This is a genomic window from Micromonospora sp. NPDC048830, from assembly GCF_043198215.1.
GTDB lineage: Bacteria > Actinomycetota > Actinomycetes > Mycobacteriales > Micromonosporaceae > Micromonospora.
Genome location: NZ_JBICUP010000062.1, coordinates 16,267 through 32,789 on the forward strand (window position 1 = coordinate 16,267; position 16,523 = coordinate 32,789).

Annotated in this window: 19 protein-coding genes and 1 pseudogene; 8 read left to right on the top strand and 12 right to left on the bottom strand. The window is 71.9% G+C overall.

Annotated features, from left to right (window positions below; translation table 11 throughout):
* Nucleotides 1-3 precede the first annotated feature (3 nt).
* From ACGFIZ_RS31095 to ACGFIZ_RS31140, 10 genes are all read right to left on the bottom strand, one after another.
* Nucleotides 4-1,947, bottom strand: a complete 1,944-nt coding sequence (locus ACGFIZ_RS31095; protein WP_393425876.1) for an FtsK/SpoIIIE domain-containing protein — start codon at nucleotides 1,945-1,947, stop codon at nucleotides 4-6.
* An 89-nt stretch (nucleotides 1,948-2,036) separates the two neighbouring features.
* Complete coding sequence (locus tag ACGFIZ_RS31100; RefSeq protein WP_393425879.1) at nucleotides 2,037-3,467, bottom strand: hypothetical protein; 1,431 nt, start codon at nucleotides 3,465-3,467, stop codon at nucleotides 2,037-2,039.
* A complete protein-coding gene (locus ACGFIZ_RS31105) occupies nucleotides 3,464-3,904 on the bottom strand; it encodes a hypothetical protein (protein WP_393425882.1) in 441 nt (146 codons plus the stop codon). The genes ACGFIZ_RS31100 and ACGFIZ_RS31105 overlap by 4 nt, the downstream gene beginning before the upstream one ends.
* Nucleotides 3,905-3,920: 16 nt before the next feature.
* Complete coding sequence (locus tag ACGFIZ_RS31110) at nucleotides 3,921-4,136, bottom strand: hypothetical protein (protein ID WP_393425885.1); 216 nt, start codon at nucleotides 4,134-4,136, stop codon at nucleotides 3,921-3,923.
* Nucleotides 4,137-4,526: 390 nt separating this feature from the next.
* Nucleotides 4,527-5,834 carry a hypothetical protein gene (locus ACGFIZ_RS31115; protein WP_393425888.1) on the bottom strand — a complete coding sequence of 436 codons (1,308 nt, stop codon included), beginning with the start codon at nucleotides 5,832-5,834 and terminating at the stop codon, nucleotides 4,527-4,529.
* A 35-nt stretch (nucleotides 5,835-5,869) separates the two neighbouring features.
* A complete protein-coding gene (locus tag ACGFIZ_RS31120; protein WP_393425891.1) occupies nucleotides 5,870-6,136 on the bottom strand; it encodes a hypothetical protein in 267 nt (88 codons plus the stop codon).
* Nucleotides 6,136-6,648 (bottom strand): hypothetical protein, encoded by a 513-nt coding sequence (locus ACGFIZ_RS31125; RefSeq protein WP_393425894.1) that lies wholly within the window; start codon nucleotides 6,646-6,648, stop codon nucleotides 6,136-6,138. Before ACGFIZ_RS31125 ends, ACGFIZ_RS31120 begins: the two co-directional genes overlap by 1 nt.
* The gene (locus tag ACGFIZ_RS31130) at nucleotides 6,645-7,322 is read right to left on the bottom strand and encodes a GGDEF domain-containing protein (protein WP_393425897.1); all 678 of its coding nucleotides are present in this window, start codon (nucleotides 7,320-7,322) and stop codon (nucleotides 6,645-6,647) included. Before ACGFIZ_RS31130 ends, ACGFIZ_RS31125 begins: the two co-directional genes overlap by 4 nt.
* Complete coding sequence (locus ACGFIZ_RS31135; protein WP_393425900.1) at nucleotides 7,319-7,882, bottom strand: histone-like nucleoid-structuring protein Lsr2; 564 nt, start codon at nucleotides 7,880-7,882, stop codon at nucleotides 7,319-7,321. Before ACGFIZ_RS31135 ends, ACGFIZ_RS31130 begins: the two co-directional genes overlap by 4 nt.
* Nucleotides 7,879-8,499 (bottom strand): RNA polymerase sigma factor, encoded by a 621-nt coding sequence (locus ACGFIZ_RS31140; protein WP_393425903.1) that lies wholly within the window; start codon nucleotides 8,497-8,499, stop codon nucleotides 7,879-7,881. Before ACGFIZ_RS31140 ends, ACGFIZ_RS31135 begins: the two co-directional genes overlap by 4 nt.
* 200 nt (nucleotides 8,500-8,699) lie before the next feature.
* Here ACGFIZ_RS31140 and ACGFIZ_RS31145 point away from each other — a divergent pair, with 200 nt between their 5' ends.
* The 3 genes from ACGFIZ_RS31145 to ACGFIZ_RS31155 all read left to right on the top strand — a co-directional run bounded on the left by ACGFIZ_RS31145 (nucleotide 8,700) and on the right by ACGFIZ_RS31155 (nucleotide 11,234).
* Nucleotides 8,700-9,470 carry a GntR family transcriptional regulator gene (locus tag ACGFIZ_RS31145; RefSeq protein WP_393425906.1) on the top strand — a complete coding sequence of 257 codons (771 nt, stop codon included), beginning with the start codon at nucleotides 8,700-8,702 and terminating at the stop codon, nucleotides 9,468-9,470.
* A gap of 8 nt (nucleotides 9,471-9,478) precedes the next feature.
* Nucleotides 9,479-10,279, top strand: coding sequence for a protein phosphatase 2C domain-containing protein (locus ACGFIZ_RS31150; protein ID WP_393425909.1), 801 nt, complete (start codon nucleotides 9,479-9,481; stop codon nucleotides 10,277-10,279).
* Nucleotides 10,280-10,517: 238 nt separating this feature from the next.
* Entirely contained in the window at nucleotides 10,518-11,234 is a 717-nt protein-coding gene (locus tag ACGFIZ_RS31155) for a hypothetical protein (protein WP_393425912.1), read from the top strand.
* 152 nt (nucleotides 11,235-11,386) lie between these two features.
* Here the strand turns inward: ACGFIZ_RS31155 and ACGFIZ_RS31160 are convergent, their stop codons facing one another.
* Complete coding sequence (locus ACGFIZ_RS31160) at nucleotides 11,387-11,557, bottom strand: hypothetical protein (RefSeq protein WP_393425915.1); 171 nt, start codon at nucleotides 11,555-11,557, stop codon at nucleotides 11,387-11,389.
* A gap of 297 nt (nucleotides 11,558-11,854) precedes the next feature.
* Between ACGFIZ_RS31160 and ACGFIZ_RS31165 the strand changes: the two are divergent.
* The 4 genes and pseudogenes from ACGFIZ_RS31165 to ACGFIZ_RS31180 all read left to right on the top strand — a co-directional run.
* Nucleotides 11,855-12,421 (top strand): annotated as a pseudogene (locus ACGFIZ_RS31165) (PP2C family protein-serine/threonine phosphatase); the annotation flags it as partial.
* 91 nt (nucleotides 12,422-12,512) lie between these two features.
* Nucleotides 12,513-12,800 (top strand): hypothetical protein, encoded by a 288-nt coding sequence (locus tag ACGFIZ_RS31170; protein ID WP_393425918.1) that lies wholly within the window; start codon nucleotides 12,513-12,515, stop codon nucleotides 12,798-12,800.
* Nucleotides 12,800-13,219, top strand: coding sequence for a hypothetical protein (locus ACGFIZ_RS31175; RefSeq protein WP_393425921.1), 420 nt, complete (start codon nucleotides 12,800-12,802; stop codon nucleotides 13,217-13,219). Before ACGFIZ_RS31170 ends, ACGFIZ_RS31175 begins: the two co-directional genes overlap by 1 nt.
* Before the next feature lie 589 nt (nucleotides 13,220-13,808).
* Complete coding sequence (locus ACGFIZ_RS31180) at nucleotides 13,809-13,982, top strand: hypothetical protein (protein WP_393425924.1); 174 nt, start codon at nucleotides 13,809-13,811, stop codon at nucleotides 13,980-13,982.
* A 13-nt stretch (nucleotides 13,983-13,995) separates the two neighbouring features.
* Here ACGFIZ_RS31180 and ACGFIZ_RS31185 read toward each other — a convergent pair whose 3' ends face one another.
* On the bottom strand, nucleotides 13,996-14,352 hold the full coding sequence (locus ACGFIZ_RS31185; RefSeq protein WP_393425927.1) for a hypothetical protein: 357 nt from the start codon (nucleotides 14,350-14,352) through the stop codon (nucleotides 13,996-13,998).
* A gap of 261 nt (nucleotides 14,353-14,613) precedes the next feature.
* Here ACGFIZ_RS31185 and ACGFIZ_RS31190 point away from each other — a divergent pair, with 261 nt between their 5' ends.
* Complete coding sequence (locus ACGFIZ_RS31190) at nucleotides 14,614-15,594, top strand: RICIN domain-containing protein (protein ID WP_393425930.1); 981 nt, start codon at nucleotides 14,614-14,616, stop codon at nucleotides 15,592-15,594.
* Nucleotides 15,595-16,523: the final 929 nt, after the last annotated feature.

The window sequence follows — 16,523 nt, forward strand, 5'->3', positions numbered from 1 at the left end:
CGGTCAGCTCGCGATGGTGAACGGGCCGCCGCGCTGGGCGGGCGGGGTGATGCGGCCGGCGTCCTTGAGTCGGCCCAGGAGGGCGTAGAGCTGCGACTGGTTGACCGGGCAGTCGGGGCGGTCCAGCAGTGCCTGCGCGGAGGCCGGGCCGCGGCGCAAGCACGCGAGGACCCACTCGGCGGGCGTGGCCGGCGTGACCTGCTCCACCACCGTGGTCGTGGCCTTGCGTCCACCGCTGAACGCGGCGCGCAGCCGATCCACCGCGCTACCGCCGCCCGCGGCGGCGGTGGCCTTGGCGGCGGGGGCGCGGTGGCCGGGCAGCACGATGGGGCTGGCCGGGTCGATCTCGGGCACGTTCCAGCGGACCGGGACGCGGGGGCTCTCGGCCGCGACGGTGGTCTCGTCGAGGTGGGGAACGCGGCAGCGCATCCCGACGCGGTTGCTGTGGCGCAGGTAGCCCATGCCCGCAGTGGGCGTACCGTCCTCAAGTTCGCGGGGCAGGGCGAACGGGTCACCGACGAAGTCGTCGGGCAGGATCGTGGTGCCGGAGCCGCGGTTGGACAGCCGCAGGATCAGCGCGTTGCCGGCGACCAGGGCGTCGCGCAGCCGCACCGACCCGCCGAGGGACTTCATCTGCGGGAGCTGGGTGGCCAGGACGATGCCGACGCCGGTCTTGCGCATCGTCTCGGCGGTCTGCTCGAACAGCGCGACGATCGGGGTGTTCGGGATCAGCACGAGCTGGCACTCGTCGATGATCACGACGAAGGCGCGCAGGCCGAGGGCCTTGACTCGGGGGTCGTTCTCGTCGAAGGCGTCGACGCCGGCGTCGGCGAGCAGCTTCGAGCGGCGCATCACCTCGGCGTGCACCCGGCGGCCGAGCAGCACGGTCTTGTCGACACCGGGGTGGTAGTCGACGGCGTCCTTCCACGCCGGCAGGCTCTGCCCGTTCTGCGGGTCGCCGACGGCGACCTGGACACCGCCTTCGAGCAGGTTCGCGATCAACGCGCCCAGGGCGCGGGACTTGCCGGAGCCGGTGGATCCGACGACCAGGCCGCCGAGCACGCCGAAGTTCGGCCGGGACACCACCCAGTGGCCGGGGGAGCCGTCGGTGAACCGGACGATCTCGAAGCGGCCGCCGTTGTAGGTGGGGCCGGTCCACTTGACCCCGCCAGCGATGTAGGAGTTCTCGACGAGGATGACGCGCAGCCGGGCGGTCTTGCCGGTGGAGCGCCAGCCAACCGCGCCCTCGTTGAGGTCCAGGGCGACCTCCACGTCCGGACCCGACTTGAACAGCGGACCGGGCTTGGTACCCGGGGCCAGGCGCACCAGGGCCTCGGTGACCCCGGGCCGGGGCTCGATCGCCTTGACCAGCGTGGTCCCGGCGCACACGCCCTGCCCGACCACCTCGGTCTGCCAGCGCTGTTCCCAGTGCGCGGTCAGCGGATCCACCTCGGCCGGCACATCGACCACCGGTGCCACCTCCTGCTGCTCCGGCTCGGGCTCCGGGGGCCGCTGGCGCAGGTGGAACCACCACGGCCAGCCGAGGACCGCGCCGGCGAGGGTCGGCCCGAAGATCGTCAGCGTGGGGTGCGCGGCCAGGGCGGCCGGGCCGCCGGCGTCGACCGTGGCCACCGCGAAGGTGCCGAGCACCACGGCGATCGCGGCCCGCCAGGCACGTACGGCGCGGCTGCGGGCACGCCACCCGGCCGCCGTCGCGGCGATCGCCAGGGCGAGGATTGCCACCGTCTGCCAGGACACGCCCAGCGGCCCGGCGGCCGACGCGACGACCAGCTCCGCGAGCACCCAGTAGAAGGGGAACAGCCGCCGCCAGCTGCGCTTGACGATCCAACTGACCGCGTAGGCGGTGACGGCGAGCAAGGCGGTCAGGGCGCGGCCGACCTTGGCGGCGCGGTCCGCGCGGATCTCGGAGACGGTCCGGGTCGACATCGGCGGGGCTCCTTCGGGCAGGGCTGGCGAGACGGGGATGCTCGGGGATCGGGGCCCCGGGGCGGCGATCGCCCCGGGGCCCGGGCTGGTCAGCCGACCAGGACTTCCTTGCTGGCGACGTTGCCGCCGGCGTCGGCGACGGCCTCGGCGACCTGGCCGTCCTTGGCGTTGAAGTCGGCCAGGGCGGCCTGCAGCTCCTCCTGGGCGGTGTTCAGCGCCGCCTGGGCGGACGCGAACGCCTCCGCGGCGTCGCGCAGGTGACCGACGGTGGAGGCGGCCATCTCCAGGCCCTCGTAGCGGTCGGCGGCCTCGGTCAGGACGCCGGCGACCCCGGCGACTTCCTCCGCCCGCTCCCCGGCCGCCTCGGCCGCCTGGGTGAACGCGGCGCGGATCTCGTCCGGGCCAGTGGCTTCCAGGTTCACGGTCATCTCCTTCAGATCGGTGGTGCTGGACGTGGTGCCGGCCGCCGCGGTGGCGGCCGGGTGGTGCTGGTCGTCCCCGGCGGCGGTGCCGGAGGTCTGGTGGGCGGTGCAGTACGGGCTGTCCGAGCCGACCGGGTTGGGGCACCACTCGTCCGGGAAGCCCTCGCGGACGGTGCGGTGGGCGCACTTGCCGTACAGCTCGGACCGCATCCGCTCCACATCGGTCTGGCTGGGCGGCCCGGCCGGTGCCGGGTCGGCGGGCCGTGGGGGGCACGTGTGCTGCGTGCCTGCCGCCTCGGCCTCCTTCATCGAGGTGAAGGTCTCGTCGCGCTGGCCGCAGACCCGGCACCGCCACCCGAAGCGCGGCGGCCGGCACTTCGCGCAGCCGGGGCAGTAGAAGCAGGTGTCGTGGACCACCGACGATTCCGGCCCCTGCCGCTGGTCGTCCGTCTCGGTCCGCTCGCTGGCGGCCGGCGCGGCGGTGGGCTGCCGCGGGGCCGGTTGCTCCGTGTCCTGGGCGCCGCCGGGAATCACCCGCAACGCCGGCCGGCGCGGCTCCTCCTCACCGTCGCTGGCGGGGACGCGAGCGGGGGACTCGGCGGAATCGGTGGTGACCTGGGTGGGCTCGGGCTCCCCGCTGTACTGGTCGGGGTGCTCGGTGCGGGTGTGCTCCCGGCCGGCGCCGAGGGCGTTGGCCTCGATCCGGTACGGGCGGCTGGACCAACCGCACAGGTCGCAGTCGGCGTACCAGCGGCCGTCGACGTCGACGTCGACCACGACCCCGTCGACGGCCTGGGCGCCGCGCTTGCGGGCGGCGGCGCGGCGGCGGCGTGCCCGGGCGCGCTCGGTGGCGTCCTCGATCAGGCCGGCGACGTAGCCGTCCGCCGCCGCGAGGGTGCCGCCCGTTCCCCGGCCGGCGCTGGCGCCGCCCGCGCTGCCGGTAGCACCTTCGGCGGCCTTCTGCTGGGCGGCCTGGTGGCGGGCGCGGGCCTGCCGGCGCGGGGACTGCTTGCCCCGGACCGCGTAGGCGGCGTCTTCCAGCAACAGCACGGCAATCTTCGCCACCGCCAGGTACACCAGGATGTCGAAGAAGATCACTGGACCACGTCCCGGATCGTCTCGCCGAGACCGCCGATGATCATCGGCAGCAGCAGGGCACAGGTCAGCGCGACGTGGGCCAGCTTGGCCTTGCCGCCACCGGCGCCGCCGCCCTTGCCGGCCGCGCCCTTGCCGCCGGCCTTGCCGCCGCCCTTGCCGCGCAGAAACACGATCACGACGATCGCCAGCGCGAGGCCGAGCGCGGTGGGGATGGCCAGCGCCACGTCCTTGGTGTCCTGGCCGATCCAGTCGCCGATCGGTCCGGCGATCTTGTCGATGCCGTTGGCGAGCCACTTGTTGACCTGGGTGACGACGACGCCAGCGAGCAGCGCGCCGACCGCCATGGCGACCACGACCCGCAGGCGGGGGGTGAAGTGGAAGACGATCGACAGGGCGATGTAGACGAGTCCGCCGAGCACAATCAGTGCGCTGGTCATGACAGGTGCCTCCTCTCTAGAGGGTTGCGACGAGGACCGCGGCCACCGCGGCGGCGGCCAGCGATCGGAGGGGATGAGCCAGGACCCACGAGGCCAGGTGCAGCAGCCCACGGGGGATGAGCACCAGCACGGCCCAGCAGGCCATCACGATCGCCTGCGCGTCCTGGCCCTCGCGGGCCCGGCCGGCCAGGCCGACCAGGTCGGACAGCGGCTCCGGGGAGCCGGTCCACACCGCCGTGACGCTGCCCCAATCCCCCGGAAAGTCACGGAGAGTAATTCCGGTGCCGGAGTTGGGGCCGGAAGTGGCTGGCTCGTTCTGCGCTAATTTGTCCTGGTTGGATTCCGGTAGGGGAGGGGCCGGAGTGGCCTCCTGCCTGGGCGGAACCAGGGAAACCACGTCCGCCTCGCGCCGGAATGGAATTCGCGGCGTCGGTGACGGTCGGTAGTTGTCCTCGGCGGGTTGGGCGCTCACGGGATCACCTCCATCAGGTACGGGGTGGTACGGGTGGAGACCGGGGTCGTCGGGTGTTCCTGCTGCCGAGGGGTGGGGCCACGGCACCCGACCCGACGCCGTCGGCGGGTCGAGCGCCGTGGGCTCATCTCCTGGGCGCCGGAAACGGCGTCAGGCGACGTGGCCGCTGGCGAGTTCGAGGACCCGGCCGGCGATTTCCGCCGGCACGGCGTTGAGGACCTTGCGGATCGTGCGATCGGAAATCCCGGTGATCTCGGCCAGCTGGGCCTGCTTCGCGTCCGGGTTTTCCGCTCGGGCGGCCAGCACGATCGCGACGGTTTCCGGTCGGACCTTGTCCACGTCAGGCAGGTTGGCCGGCAGCTCGGCCGGAACAGCGGCCACGGATTTCCGCCCGGCCGGGCGCAGGATTTCCGGCTGCCGACCCGCGCCGATTTCCGCCTGCGCACGGGCGAGGGCACGGCGGGTGCGCTCCAGCTCGTTCACGAGGCCGTCGCGGGCGTCCTTGATCGCCTGGCTCTCCTGCTCGGCGAGGGCCCGGGCGGCGGCCTGCCGCTCGGCGAAACGCTGCGCCTCGTCGAGCTGCGCCCGCAGCGCCCGCACCGTCTCGTCCAGCGCGGCGGCCTGGTCCTGGGCTGCACGGGCGTCGACACGGGCCTCGGCCAGGGCGTCCTGGTAGTCGCGTTCGGCCTGCTCAGCGGCGTCGGTGAGCGTCCGAACCCGCTCGGCGGCGGTCCGCTCGGCGATGGCCCGGCCGGCGGCGGCCCGGTCCGCAGCGTCGCGAGCCTCGGCCAGCCGCCCTTCGGCCAACCGCGCCGACTCCGCCTCTGCCGCGGCCCGCTGCTCGGCGGCCTTGGCGGCCTCGCGGGCCTCGGCGACGGCCCGGACGTGGTCGGCGATTTCCGCCTCCGTGGCGGCCTCGATTTCCGCCCGCGTTTCCGCCTCCGCCTGCGCCCGCGTTTCCGCCTCGACCGCGCGGGTTTCCGCCTCCACCCGGGCAGCGGTTTCCGTCTCGGCCCGCGCCGTTTCCGCCCGCGCCGCTTTCTCGGCTTCCGCCTGCGCCGCCCGCGCGGCGACGGTTTCCGCCCACGCCGCCCGGACCTCTTCCGCCTGCCGGGCCGCCTCCTCCGCCGCCGCGATCTCCTTTCCGGTGCGGCCGGTGAGGATCTTGACCCTGACGACCACGATCGGCGCGATGCAGGCGACCGCCACCACGAGGCCCCACGGCACCTCCTCGCCGGCCGCGGTGTCGATAAAGACCGGGAGGAGGTGCACCGCGACCTGACAGAAGATCATCAGCAGCATGCCGACGACCATGTCCTTCCAGGCGCGACGGTGGAACGCGGTGATCACGTACACGTCGAGCATCACCGGGAACATCCAGGCGATCTGCCACGCGAAGTGCGCGAGCACCGCCAAGTCGAACTCACCCTTGGCTGTGAGGACCACCGCGGCCGCCATCGCGATCCACGGACCCCAGTCGGCAACCTTCCGGTTCACTGCGGGCTTCCCTCCGTCGCCAGTCGGCCGTGGGCAAGCTGTGCCGGGGACGGCACCCGCTCGTCGGCGATCAGCGCCTGGCCGGCGCCGAGCAGCTCCCGGGCGATCTCGTGCTCCGCGCACGACTGGTGGCACGCCTGCCCTCGGCTGTCGCGCATCTTCGTGGCAGTGGCGCAGACCCGGCAGGGCAGCGACCGGTCACGGTCGTAGTGGCCGGGGGTGGTCCAGTCCAGGTGCACCCGCACCACCAGCAGGCCGGCCATCAGCACACCTCCCCGCGTGCCAGCCGCTGCGCCCGGACCCGGGCCAGCAGCTCCTTGCCGTACGGGTCGAGGTCGGCCTCGTCGACGTCCACCGCCAAGGGGTGGCGGCGGTCGTCGATCCACCGGGCCAGCCGGCTGCCGCCTACCGCGACGGCGACCAGGCCGGCCGCGACGGCCGGGGAGTAGACCAGGGCCTGCGGCACCTGGCCGGCGTAGTCGGCGAGGGCCCGGCCGGCGAGCACCGCGACGGGCGCTCCCGCGACCGCCGTACCGGCGGCGGCCCGCAGCGCCCGCGACCGGCCCGGCGCCGGGGTCGACGGTGCCGGCCGGCGCGCGGCCTGCCGGCGGTCCCGCTCCGCGTCGACCAGGTGCCGCAGCTCGTCGGCGAGCCGGCCGGGCAGGGCCGCGACCGTCGCGGCCCGACGCTCCAGCTCGGCGTCCGACACGGTCCGCAGACCGGCGCGGTACCGGTCCAGCACCGCGGTCACATCCAGGGCGGTCGGGGTCGTCATCCCGTCACCCCCAGCACCCGCACCAGGGCCGCCATCTCCCGCAGCCGCACCATCGGCCGCTGCTCGACCTCGGGCAGCTCGGCCAGCACGCTGTGCTCGACCAGCCCGTCACCGCCACGCAGCTTGACCTCGTACGCCGCGGCGTCGGCCGCCGCCATGGCCCGGGACGAGTCCTCCCCGGCCGTGACGTGGACCGCGCCGACGCTGGCCCGCACCGGCACCGCAACGCCGTCGGCGACCTCGATCGGCTCCGCCAGAGCCGTGATGACCTCGGCGCCGAGGATCTGCGCCAGCGGCGCTGGCGACGGGCACGCCAGGACCAGTTCGTCGCCGCCGAGGCGGGCGACCACCGCGCCGTCGATGTCGGCCACGATCGTCGAGATCCGGGCGGCGACCTCGACCAGCAGCCGGTCCCCGGCGGCGTGGCCGTAGGTGTCGTTGACCTGCTTGAACTTGTCCAAGTCGACCAGGACCAGGTCGTAGGACTCGTCGGCCATCTCGGCCAGGACCCGGCTCAGACCGTTGCGGTTCGCCAGGCCGGTCAGCGGATCGGTGGCCGCCCGACGGCGGGCCTCGGCCAACCGGCCGCGCAGCCCGCGCACGGTGCGCGCGGCCCACACGTTGGCCAGCAGCGACACCGCGCCAGCGGCAGGGATCAGGACATCCGTAATCACTGGGTCACCTCCGCACCGGTCGCGGCGGCCCACGCCTCCACGATCTGGCGGGAGACCCGGCCACGGTTCTTGATCTCGTAGCCGTTGGCCAGGGCCCACTCGCGGATCGCGGCCCGCTGCTCGGCGCCCACCCGACGGTTGCAGGGCGGCGATGCCACGGAATCGCGAGTGGTGCGCAGCTTCTGCCGCACCTCGGCGAGCTGCTGCGTGAGGGCGGCCTCGGCCTCGGCGAGCTTGCGGCGCTGCTCCTCGGCAGCCTCCCGCTCCCGGCGCTGCGTCTCCTCCGCCTCCACCCGGCCGGTCAGCTCCGCCACCAGGCCGCTGATCTTCCCGGCGAGCTGCCGGGTCCGCGCCGACTCACTCGCGGCCGCCACGCCCAACAACTGCTCCATCGACCGGGCGACCGTGCCCGGCTCGGGCGCGGCGGCCGACGTGCCGGGGCCGGCGATAACCCCGATGCCCATCGACACCCGCTGCGTGGGGGCCGTCTTACCCTGCGCGGCCCGTACCAGCGTCGACCGGTCGGCGCCGTTGGCCGTCGTCATCGTCGCGGCGCTCATGCCGGCATCACCGCCGTCACCGGCAGCAGCCCGCGCAGCGCCTTCAGCGCCTTGTGCTGCACCGCCTTGATCGCCGCCGGGGTCTTGCCCAGCACCTGCGCCGTCTCCTCGATCGACAGCTCCCGCAGGTAGCGCAGGACGATGCACTGCCGCTGCACCGGGCTGAGCTGCTCGATCCCGGCCATCAGGGCCTCACGAGTCAGGGTGTCCACCGCGGCGGCCTCCGGGCCCGGCGCCCGGTCGACCGGGGCCGCGTCGCGCAGCTCCGCCACCGGCCGCTCACGCCGCTGGTGCGACGCCTGGTGGTTGATCGTCAGGTTCCGGGCGATCGTGGTCACCCACGCGCCGAAGTCGCCGCCCGGCCGCCGGAAGCTGGCCAGGTTACGCAGCGCCCGCAGGAACGTCTCCGACGTCAGGTCCTCAGCCACCTGCCGATCCAGAACCCGCCGGTAGACGAACCGGAAGACCTGGTCGACGTACCGGTCATAGACCGCGCCGAACGCCTCCACATCACCGGCCTGAGCCCGCGCCACCAGCGCAGACACGTCGTTGGCCGTCGATCCAGGTCGGGGCTGCGCCGGATGTATCCGGGCAGCACGTACCCTCATTGCTGGCATCTGAGCCTCCTTGGGGTGGGATGCCGCGGCCTCGGCGGGGCCCAATCCCGCCGGGGCCTTTTCCGTGGCCACACACAAGGCCAAGGAAAGGTCCGTAGGTCTGTATGCAGACCTATCAACGTGCGGACAACAGTAAGTCGTCTATCCCTCGCGGGTCAAGCACTCTGTATGCAGACCTTCAAACGGTCTACTCTGTGGGCATGAGCACCGGCCCGACAGATGCCCGCCCGATGCAAGTCCGCGTCGCCGATGAGATCCGGTTGAAGATCGAAACGGGCGCGTACCGGCCAGGCGATCAATTGCCCACGCTCGACGACATTGCAGCGGACAACCTCGTGAGCCTTGCCGTGGCACGTAAGGCGATCGACCTGCTCAAACAGCAGGGACTCGTCATCACCATGCAAGGCAAGGGCACCTTCGTACGAGAGCGGCCGTCCGCTCGTCGCCACGGCATCGACAGGTACGCCAAGAGCCGCTGGAGGGCAGGCCGGGCGATCTTGACAGCAGAGGCAGAGTCTCAAGGACATACCGCTGGCCAACTGCTGCGAGAACTCGCCGAAACGCCGGCGCCTGCAGCCGTCGCCGAGCGCTTCAAGATCCCCGTTGGCACCCCGGTCTGGGTCCGGCGGCGCACCACCCTCGTCGATGACAGGCCCAACCAGCTCGCCGACTCGTACTTCGAGTTGGGCGTGGTCAAGGGCACCCAGATCCAGGAAGAAGACACCGGCCCCGGCGGAAGCTACGCACGCCTTGAGGAAGCCGGTTACGAGCTGGACGAGATCACCGAAGAGTGGTCGGTCCGCATGCCGACCGGCCCAGAGAGCGCAGCCCTACGCCTGCCTGCAGGAACGCCGGTGGTAGACCTGGCCCGCACGACGTACGACACCGCCGGACGCCCCGTGGAAGTCATGCTCGCCGTCATCGCAGGCGATATGGTCCAGATGTCGTACCGATTCAAGATCCCCGACTGAGGCGGCCTGTGCACATCACCTACACGGCCGCAACGGAGGCGGCGCCGGACGGCCCCAACGAGGACCACTTCGCCGTCGGCGACGGGTGGGCCCTGGTCCTAGACGGCGCAGGTCGCTATCCCAACGAGTCAGGCGGCTGCATTCACCCCGTCACCTGGATCGTTGCTCGCCTCGGCGCCCATCTCAGCCGCCACCTGGCCGAGCGGCCAGAGCAGCCGCTCGCCGCGATAGCCCGCTCTGCGATCGAGGCAACCATGGCCGATCATGGCCCGGCCTGCGACCTAAGCCACCCACTCTCCCCAGGGGCGACAGCCGCGATCATTCGGCTTCGAGATGACCAAGTCGAGTGGTTGGTGGTCGGTGACTGCGCGGTCGTCATCGACCAAGGGCAAAGCGAACCCACGAGCATCATCGATGACCGGGTTGATCGCCTGCCCGGCGCACCGGTTGTCGAGGGCCGTGTACGCACCTACTCGCCGGCCTATGTGGCAACGATTCGCAATCGGCCAGGCGGGTTCTGGGTCCTGGGAGCCGCGCCTGCTGCGGCCGAACACGCGCTGACGGGAGCCCTTCCACAGCGCTCGGTCACACAGATCCTGCTATGCACCGACGGCGTCTCACGCCTGACTGAGCGTTACGGGTGGGGTTGGAGCGACGTCTTTGCCCTATGCGAGGCAAGCGGCCCCGAGGCGCTCATCCGTGCCGTGCGTAGCGCCGAACGCGATGATCCGAACCCGCGGCGCTGGCGGGGCAAACGTCATGACGATGCGACCGTGGTCGTCCTACGGATGGCTCAGGTCTACGCCTGACCGAGGTCGCGGCGCTGGTAGTCATGGCGCTCGGCCCACCGATCGGCGTTGACGAGGCGGCCACGCCGCTCTGTCGAGAGCTTGCAGCAGATGGTGCCGGCGGGCTCGTAGGCATTGCGCGGGTGGGGCCTGCCCGGAAAGTCAAAACCCCGGCTGCGTGCCCGCGTGGGGCAGAGGCTGACCGGGGTCTTCGTGGCTAGCATAGCGCGTTTAAACGACGGGGTGGGACGTAGGGGCAATGGTGGTGTCTGCGGATCTGGCGACGCTGGAGCGGCGGTTCTCGGCAGAACGGCTGGCGCCGTACCGGGCGGCGTGCGGTGGGGACCTCGCAGGCGCCGTGGCGTTGTACGAGTGGAACGCCGAGGTGTCCGCAGCGTTGGGCACAACGCTCGGGCACCTGGAGGTGCTCCTGCGCAACGCGCTGCACCACGAGTTGACCGAGTGGTCCGTTCGGGTCCATGCGGAGCCGCGCTGGTACCTCGACCCGGGCGGAGTGTTCACCGTCGAGGCGCAGCGGGACATCCGCAAGGCCCGCGAGCGGGCGGTCCGGGACGGGAAGCAGGAGACACCCGGCCGGGTCGTCGCCGAGCTGACCTTCGGCTTCTGGCGGTACCTGCTGGCCGCCCGGTACGACGCGACCCTGTGGCGGTGGTGCCTGTACCGGGCGTTCCCCCGTCGTCGCCGCCGCCCAGTCGCCAAGGCGGTGGAACGGCTGCACGTCGCGCGTAACCGCATGGCCCACCACGAGCCGATGTTCAACCGGCCGCTGAGAGATCTCCGCACGACCGCGGTTGAGGTCGCCGGCTGGATCTGCCCAGTGACCAGCAGTTGGATCGACGCCCGCTGCACCGTGGGGCAGATCCTGGCCGACAAGCCAACACCGGCCTCGATGGCAGCCGCCATCCCGGCCCCAGCGTCACCCCCACTGCATCAGCCTGATCCCAGCCAGCGCTGACCGCCGAAGCGATGTCGGTGGCCCGCCCCCCGGCAGGGGGTGGGCCGACGGGTGCCGGACGCACGACGGCGGCCGGGACGGCACAGCACCCGACACGGCCTGGCACGGGTGCGCCCAACTCCCCGGCATCCGCTCCCTAATCGGCCTGGGGCCTACAGGGTCGAAATGGCGAAGGCCAGCGTCAGCATCACCGCCAGCTTCGCCAGGACCTTATAGGCGTCAGCGCGCTTCTTCTCGCTGCGGGCCGCCACGGCGAAACCCACGGCGACCAGAAACGCCACGCTCAGCGCCAGCATGTAGGCCACTTCGATCCACCCACGCACCGGGTACTCCTCCTCGTCGACAACAGCGTCTGGAGGAGAAGGAGACCCTTTCGACGCCCCTATGGTGTTACCCGGCGGTTACATCGCTTCCCTGCCCATCCGCTCAAGGCAGGCTGGCCGGGATGCCACGTGTTCGCCCGCGCGTCGCCCGGTCCTAACCAGGGGCGCCGGTTCGCACGTTCTTGGGTTCGCGGGTTCCGTTCGGCAACCGTCGGCCGGCGACGTCTTGGTGCGCGTCGACGAGCTGCCCGCCAGGTAGTGCAAGAGGTGTGTCCCACTCGGGGGGCCGCGGTTTTGGCGGCCCGCGACCAGGCCGCCGTCGAGCCAAGCTCCCTGGCTGCCACGCTCGGGCAGGCGGTCAGCGCCGCCAATCACGCCCTCCGGCACCGGATCGAGGCCGAGCCTGAGCTAGCGGGCATGGGCACCACCCTGGTCGCCATGCTCATCACCGGCACGACTGCCGCGCTGGCCAACGTCGGCGACTCCCGGGCGTACCTGGTGCATGGCCAGGGTCCACAGCGCGGCCAGACCACCCGGATCACCGAAGATCACATCTACCAGCGCCTGGTCGCCGACGCCGCTAACGTGCCCAACCTTTCGGAGAGGCTGGCGCGTTTCCTGGACGGACGACCAGACGGCCGTTCACCCGACATCACCCTGTTGATGTTGAAACCAGGTGACCGATTCCTCCTGTGCTCCGACGGACTCAGTTCCTACGTGCCTGAAAACCTGCTACACGTCGCGCTGGCCACCGCCTCGACCCCAGCGCAGGCAGTTGAGCGCCTGGTCACGGCAGCGCTCGACCATGGCGGCCCGGACAACGTCACGGTCGCTGTCGTTGACATCCAGGACGCCTACGGCTGATCCAGACAGAGGCTTGGCTGACTCATCTACACGGCCGACGTAGCAGCTGCGCCGGACCAGCGTCGACGACCACTTACGGTATGATTCGAGTATGACTAAGCGTGTGACGGTGAGTCTGCCCGACGACGTCGCGGCGTACCTCGATCAGGAGCCGAACGCGTCCGCCGCGGTGGCGGACGCGTTGCGCGCCCGGATGGACCGGGCGTCCGCCACGGTCGAGATGCTGCGGGCGGTCGGGATCGAGGTCACCAACGCGGACCGCGATCGGGTACGGGGTGTCCTGCCTCGGTTGTCGGCCGAGCAGCGCGCCGAGGCCCAGCGCCGGCGCGACATGCTGCGTGAGGGGACCTGGCCGGCCGACGACACCGCCGCCGCCTGATGCTCGACGACAGCGAGATCGAGATCCGGGCGGTTCTCGACGCCTCGGCGATGCTGTCCTACGCCCGTGGCCACGTGCACGTCGGCGAGCTGCTGGTCATGATCGCCGACGAGGAGGCGTACACCGGGCTGCCGACGGTGGCGCTGCTGGACGCGTACACCCGGGTCGCTGACGCTCCCGCCCGGGCCCGGCTCGGCGTGCTGGCCACCCTGCCCAGCGTCACGGTGCTGCCCCTCGGCGCCGGTGAGGCGGCCGACGTCGCCGCCGTCGTCGGCATGGTCAAGGGCGACGTCGGGCGCGCTCACGCGGTCTGGGCGGCGCTGGATCACGGCGCCTACTACCTCACCGCCGAGCCGCACCTGGCCCCGTCGGTGATCCCTGCCGACCTGGTCCACCCCATCCCGGTCGACGACATCTGACCTCGGGGCCCCCGCCCTCGTTGGCCCGGCGGGCGGCGGGCACCGGACACACGACGTCGGCCGGCCCGGCGCAGCGCCCGGCACGGCCCCGCACGCGGGTCCGCTGGCCTGTTGGGGCACCGGTTCTCGCGCTACCGGCCGGCTTGGTGCCTGTCGTCATGGGTGTCGTCGAGCACGACCACGTGCGTCAGGTCCAGGGCACAGGGGCGGCGGGGCTCCGGAGGGCGCGGCGGTCCCGGCGGCCGGGTCGCTGTCGGGCCAGCCGGGCGACGGCGTCGTCGGTCCGGTGGCTGGTGGTCATGGTGGTCTCCCCGTCGTGTGGCTGGCCGGTCGGCGTCCCCGCGCCCGGGCGTGGGGGATGGTCAGCCGAGATCCTGGTTGACGTCGACCACGTCGGGCAGCCGGGTCCAGCCGGTGGGGGGTCCAGATCTGCCAGTGCTGGCCGGGGCAGGCGGGTAGATCGCGGTGCAAAGCGCGGGCGATCGCGCGGTGCCATGCGGGGTCGGTGGTCAGCGGCGCGGTGGCGCCGGCGTAGGTGATCGGGTACGGCGCCCCGACCGGCTGACCGTCACCGGTGAGAATCTGCTGCATGAGCCGGACCGGGGGCTCGGGAGGCGGCCAGCCGCTCGGCGAGGTCCGTCGCGGTGATGTGTACGCGGCCGGGGCGGTCGACGGCCCTGAGGTGGGGCCAGGGCTCCGGCGGCGGATGACCGCCGTCGGAGCCCTGGCGCCGTTCGGGCAGCTCATCCGCCCGCCGGTCTAGGCCGGTACGGTCCTCACGCGTAGCCGATCGTCCACTGGCCGTCCGCGTCGTCGCTGCAGGGGTCCCAACCGAAGTCGACCTGCACGCAGACCCGGAACGCCACCTTCCGTCCCTCGCCGAAGTTGTGGTCGAACGGCACGGTCGTGCCGATGCTCGACACCCCCCAGTGCGTCCCCTCCTGCACGGTGCCGTCGATGCGGATGTACTTGTACTCAAGGTACGGGCGGTTGCCGTATGACGAGCGCTTGGTCAGTTCGAACCGATCGCCGTACGAGACGAACTTGCCCTCGGCCGCGATCGTATTCGTCCCGTCGACGTACACCCGCGCGAGAGCGTCCTGTCCGGCCATCGCGGGTGAAGCCGCCGTCACCGTGGCACCACCCGCGAGGGCCAGCCCCGCCAGGACCGCCCAAAGTCTCCGCTGCGTCGTTTTCATCAGTGGCCTTTCCCGAAGGGGGTTGTTTGATTGCGGTCGAGGCTTACCTAGTCGATCGCGTCCGGCAATGGGTCGTTCCTGTCCCGGACAGGCGTAGCACTGTCCGGGCTGGCTAGAAGCTTGTCCGGCCTGCCGGTCCGGACGGTGCCGTTAGGCAGTTGATCTCGGCGGTCATCTCCGGCAACATGGAGGCCGATGGATGCGGAGAGTGTTCGACCGGACGCAGCCCGCGATAAGGCTGAGTTCGTGCAGCTCATGCGGCTGATGAAAGACCGGTCCGGGTACACGTTCCGGCAGCTCGAGCAACGGGCGGCGAGCCATGGCGAGGTCCTGGCCCGCAGTACCGTAGCTGACATGCTGGGTCGGCCGGGCCTGCCTCGCGCGGAGTTGCTGGCGACCTTCGTTCGTGCCTGCACGGGCAACGACAACCAGGTCGCCGCCTGGTTGGCCACCCTCAATCGGTTGGCCCACGAGACCGACGCGGCGAACGGGAAGAAGTCGCCGCCCGGGCAGTCGGCTCATGCCACCGGTCAGTGTGCTCCCGAGCTGCCGCGCGCGGTCCTCTGGCGTACTTTGGTCAGGGCCGCCGCAGGTGTGACCGCGGCGGCGCTGCTCGCGGTGGGCGGTTGGCTGCTGGTCCGCGACACCGGAAGGTCGCCGGGCACCCGGGAAGCTGGCCCGGCGCCCAAGAGCCGGCTGGCGCTGCCCGCCGGTGGCAGTGTCGTGCGCATTCACCCCGCCCGCACACCGGCGCTCTGCGTGACCGAGGGGCGGGAGCACACCGGACGCTACGACGCGGCCGTCGCGGTGCAACGATCGTGCGAGGACGCCGAGCCGCCCAGGACGCTGCTCGTGCCGGTCGACGGGGACCGCTTCCAGATCAGGTGGAGCCACCCGCAGCATGGGGTGGGTTGCCTGACTGTGCTGGCCAGCGGCCCCGCGACGGGCATGCTCGAACCCTGGGATGACTGCGCAGCCGGTGGGCCAGCGCAAGTGTTCCGGGTCGAGCCGGTCGCCGCTCCACTGGAGGGCTACCGGCTCCGCCCCGTGCATAGCGAACTCTGTCTCGGCATTCGTGGCGACGAGACGGTCAGTGGTGCCGAACTCGTGCAGGAGCCGTGCACAGGCGAGGGCGATCAGACGTTCCGCGTTGACGTGGTGGCAACCGCTTCCTGAACCGGCGGGTCTCGAGCCCGGAGTCGGACGCGGTGGCCGCGCCCTCAGTTCACCACCAGCTCCTCGAACGCTGCCAGCCCCTCGACGGCACCCAGGCACCCCGGCGACCCCGGATAGCCCCTCCCCATCACCGGACAGTTCACCGGACGCCCTATCTGTGACAACGCTCGTCGCTGGTAGGCGCGTTTCGCGCCACGGCCGCCCGCGTGTCCGTTGAGGGTTCGGCTAACGGACACCCCGACAGCCGACGTCAATCAAGATCAAATATTTGGCGGGCTGGGACAGCTACCCAAGCGAAGGGCCTCAAGGGCGACGTCGGGCGCGCTCACGCGGTCTGGGCGGCGCTGGATCACGGCGCCTACTACCTCACCGCCGAGCCGCACCTGGCCCCGTCGGTGATCCCTGCCGACCTGGTCCACCCCATCCCGGTCGACGACATCTGACCTCGGGGCCCCCGCCCTCGTTGGCCCGGCGGGCGGCGGGCACCGGACACACGACGTCGGCCGGCCCGGCGCAGCGCCCGGCACGGCCCCGCACGCGGGTCCGCTGGCCTGTTGGGGCACCGGTTCTCGCGCTACCGGCCGGCTTGGTGCCTGTCGTCATGGGTGTCGTCGAGCACGACCACGTGCGTCAGGTCCAGGGCACAGGGGCGGCGGGGCTCCGGAGGGCGCGGGCGATCCCGACTGCCGGGTCGCTGTCGGGCCAGCCGGGCGACACTTCCGCCGCGCGGACGAGGCTCCCGGGAGGCGGCCAGGAAGAACGACTGACAGTGCGGGCACCTGATGAAGACCTTTGTGAAGCCGGGGCCGGAGATGAACTATGGCCCCGGCTTCGCGCTAGGGCGCGTATCGAGTTGTGATCAAGGAGTGGTGTGAGTGAGGTCCTTGATCCAGATCATCGAGGCGCGGAGGTGGAGGCCGGCGAGGTAG

Bases quoted from the DNA above. Each gene is read 5' to 3' on its own strand.
- ACGFIZ_RS31095 (WP_393425876.1), bottom strand. From the start codon at position 1,947: ATGTCGACCCGGACCGTCTCCGAGATCCGCGCGGACCGCGCCGCCAAG.
- ACGFIZ_RS31175 (WP_393425921.1), top strand. From the start codon at position 12,800: ATGCTCGACGACAGCGAGATCGAGATCCGGGCGGTTCTCGACGCCTCG.
- ACGFIZ_RS31170 (WP_393425918.1), top strand. From the start codon at position 12,513: ATGACTAAGCGTGTGACGGTGAGTCTGCCCGACGACGTCGCGGCGTAC.
- ACGFIZ_RS31180 (WP_393425924.1), top strand. From the start codon at position 13,809: ATGAGCCGGACCGGGGGCTCGGGAGGCGGCCAGCCGCTCGGCGAGGTC.
- ACGFIZ_RS31105 (WP_393425882.1), bottom strand. From the start codon at position 3,904: ATGACCAGCGCACTGATTGTGCTCGGCGGACTCGTCTACATCGCCCTG.
- ACGFIZ_RS31135 (WP_393425900.1), bottom strand. From the start codon at position 7,882: ATGAGCGCCGCGACGATGACGACGGCCAACGGCGCCGACCGGTCGACG.
- ACGFIZ_RS31120 (WP_393425891.1), bottom strand. From the start codon at position 6,136: ATGGCCGGCCTGCTGGTGGTGCGGGTGCACCTGGACTGGACCACCCCC.
- ACGFIZ_RS31145 (WP_393425906.1), top strand. From the start codon at position 8,700: ATGAGCACCGGCCCGACAGATGCCCGCCCGATGCAAGTCCGCGTCGCC.
- ACGFIZ_RS31155 (WP_393425912.1), top strand. From the start codon at position 10,518: ATGGTGGTGTCTGCGGATCTGGCGACGCTGGAGCGGCGGTTCTCGGCA.
- ACGFIZ_RS31140 (WP_393425903.1), bottom strand. From the start codon at position 8,499: ATGCCAGCAATGAGGGTACGTGCTGCCCGGATACATCCGGCGCAGCCC.
- ACGFIZ_RS31125 (WP_393425894.1), bottom strand. From the start codon at position 6,648: ATGACGACCCCGACCGCCCTGGATGTGACCGCGGTGCTGGACCGGTAC.
- ACGFIZ_RS31115 (WP_393425888.1), bottom strand. From the start codon at position 5,834: ATGGCGGCCGCGGTGGTCCTCACAGCCAAGGGTGAGTTCGACTTGGCG.
- ACGFIZ_RS31190 (WP_393425930.1), top strand. From the start codon at position 14,614: ATGGATGCGGAGAGTGTTCGACCGGACGCAGCCCGCGATAAGGCTGAG.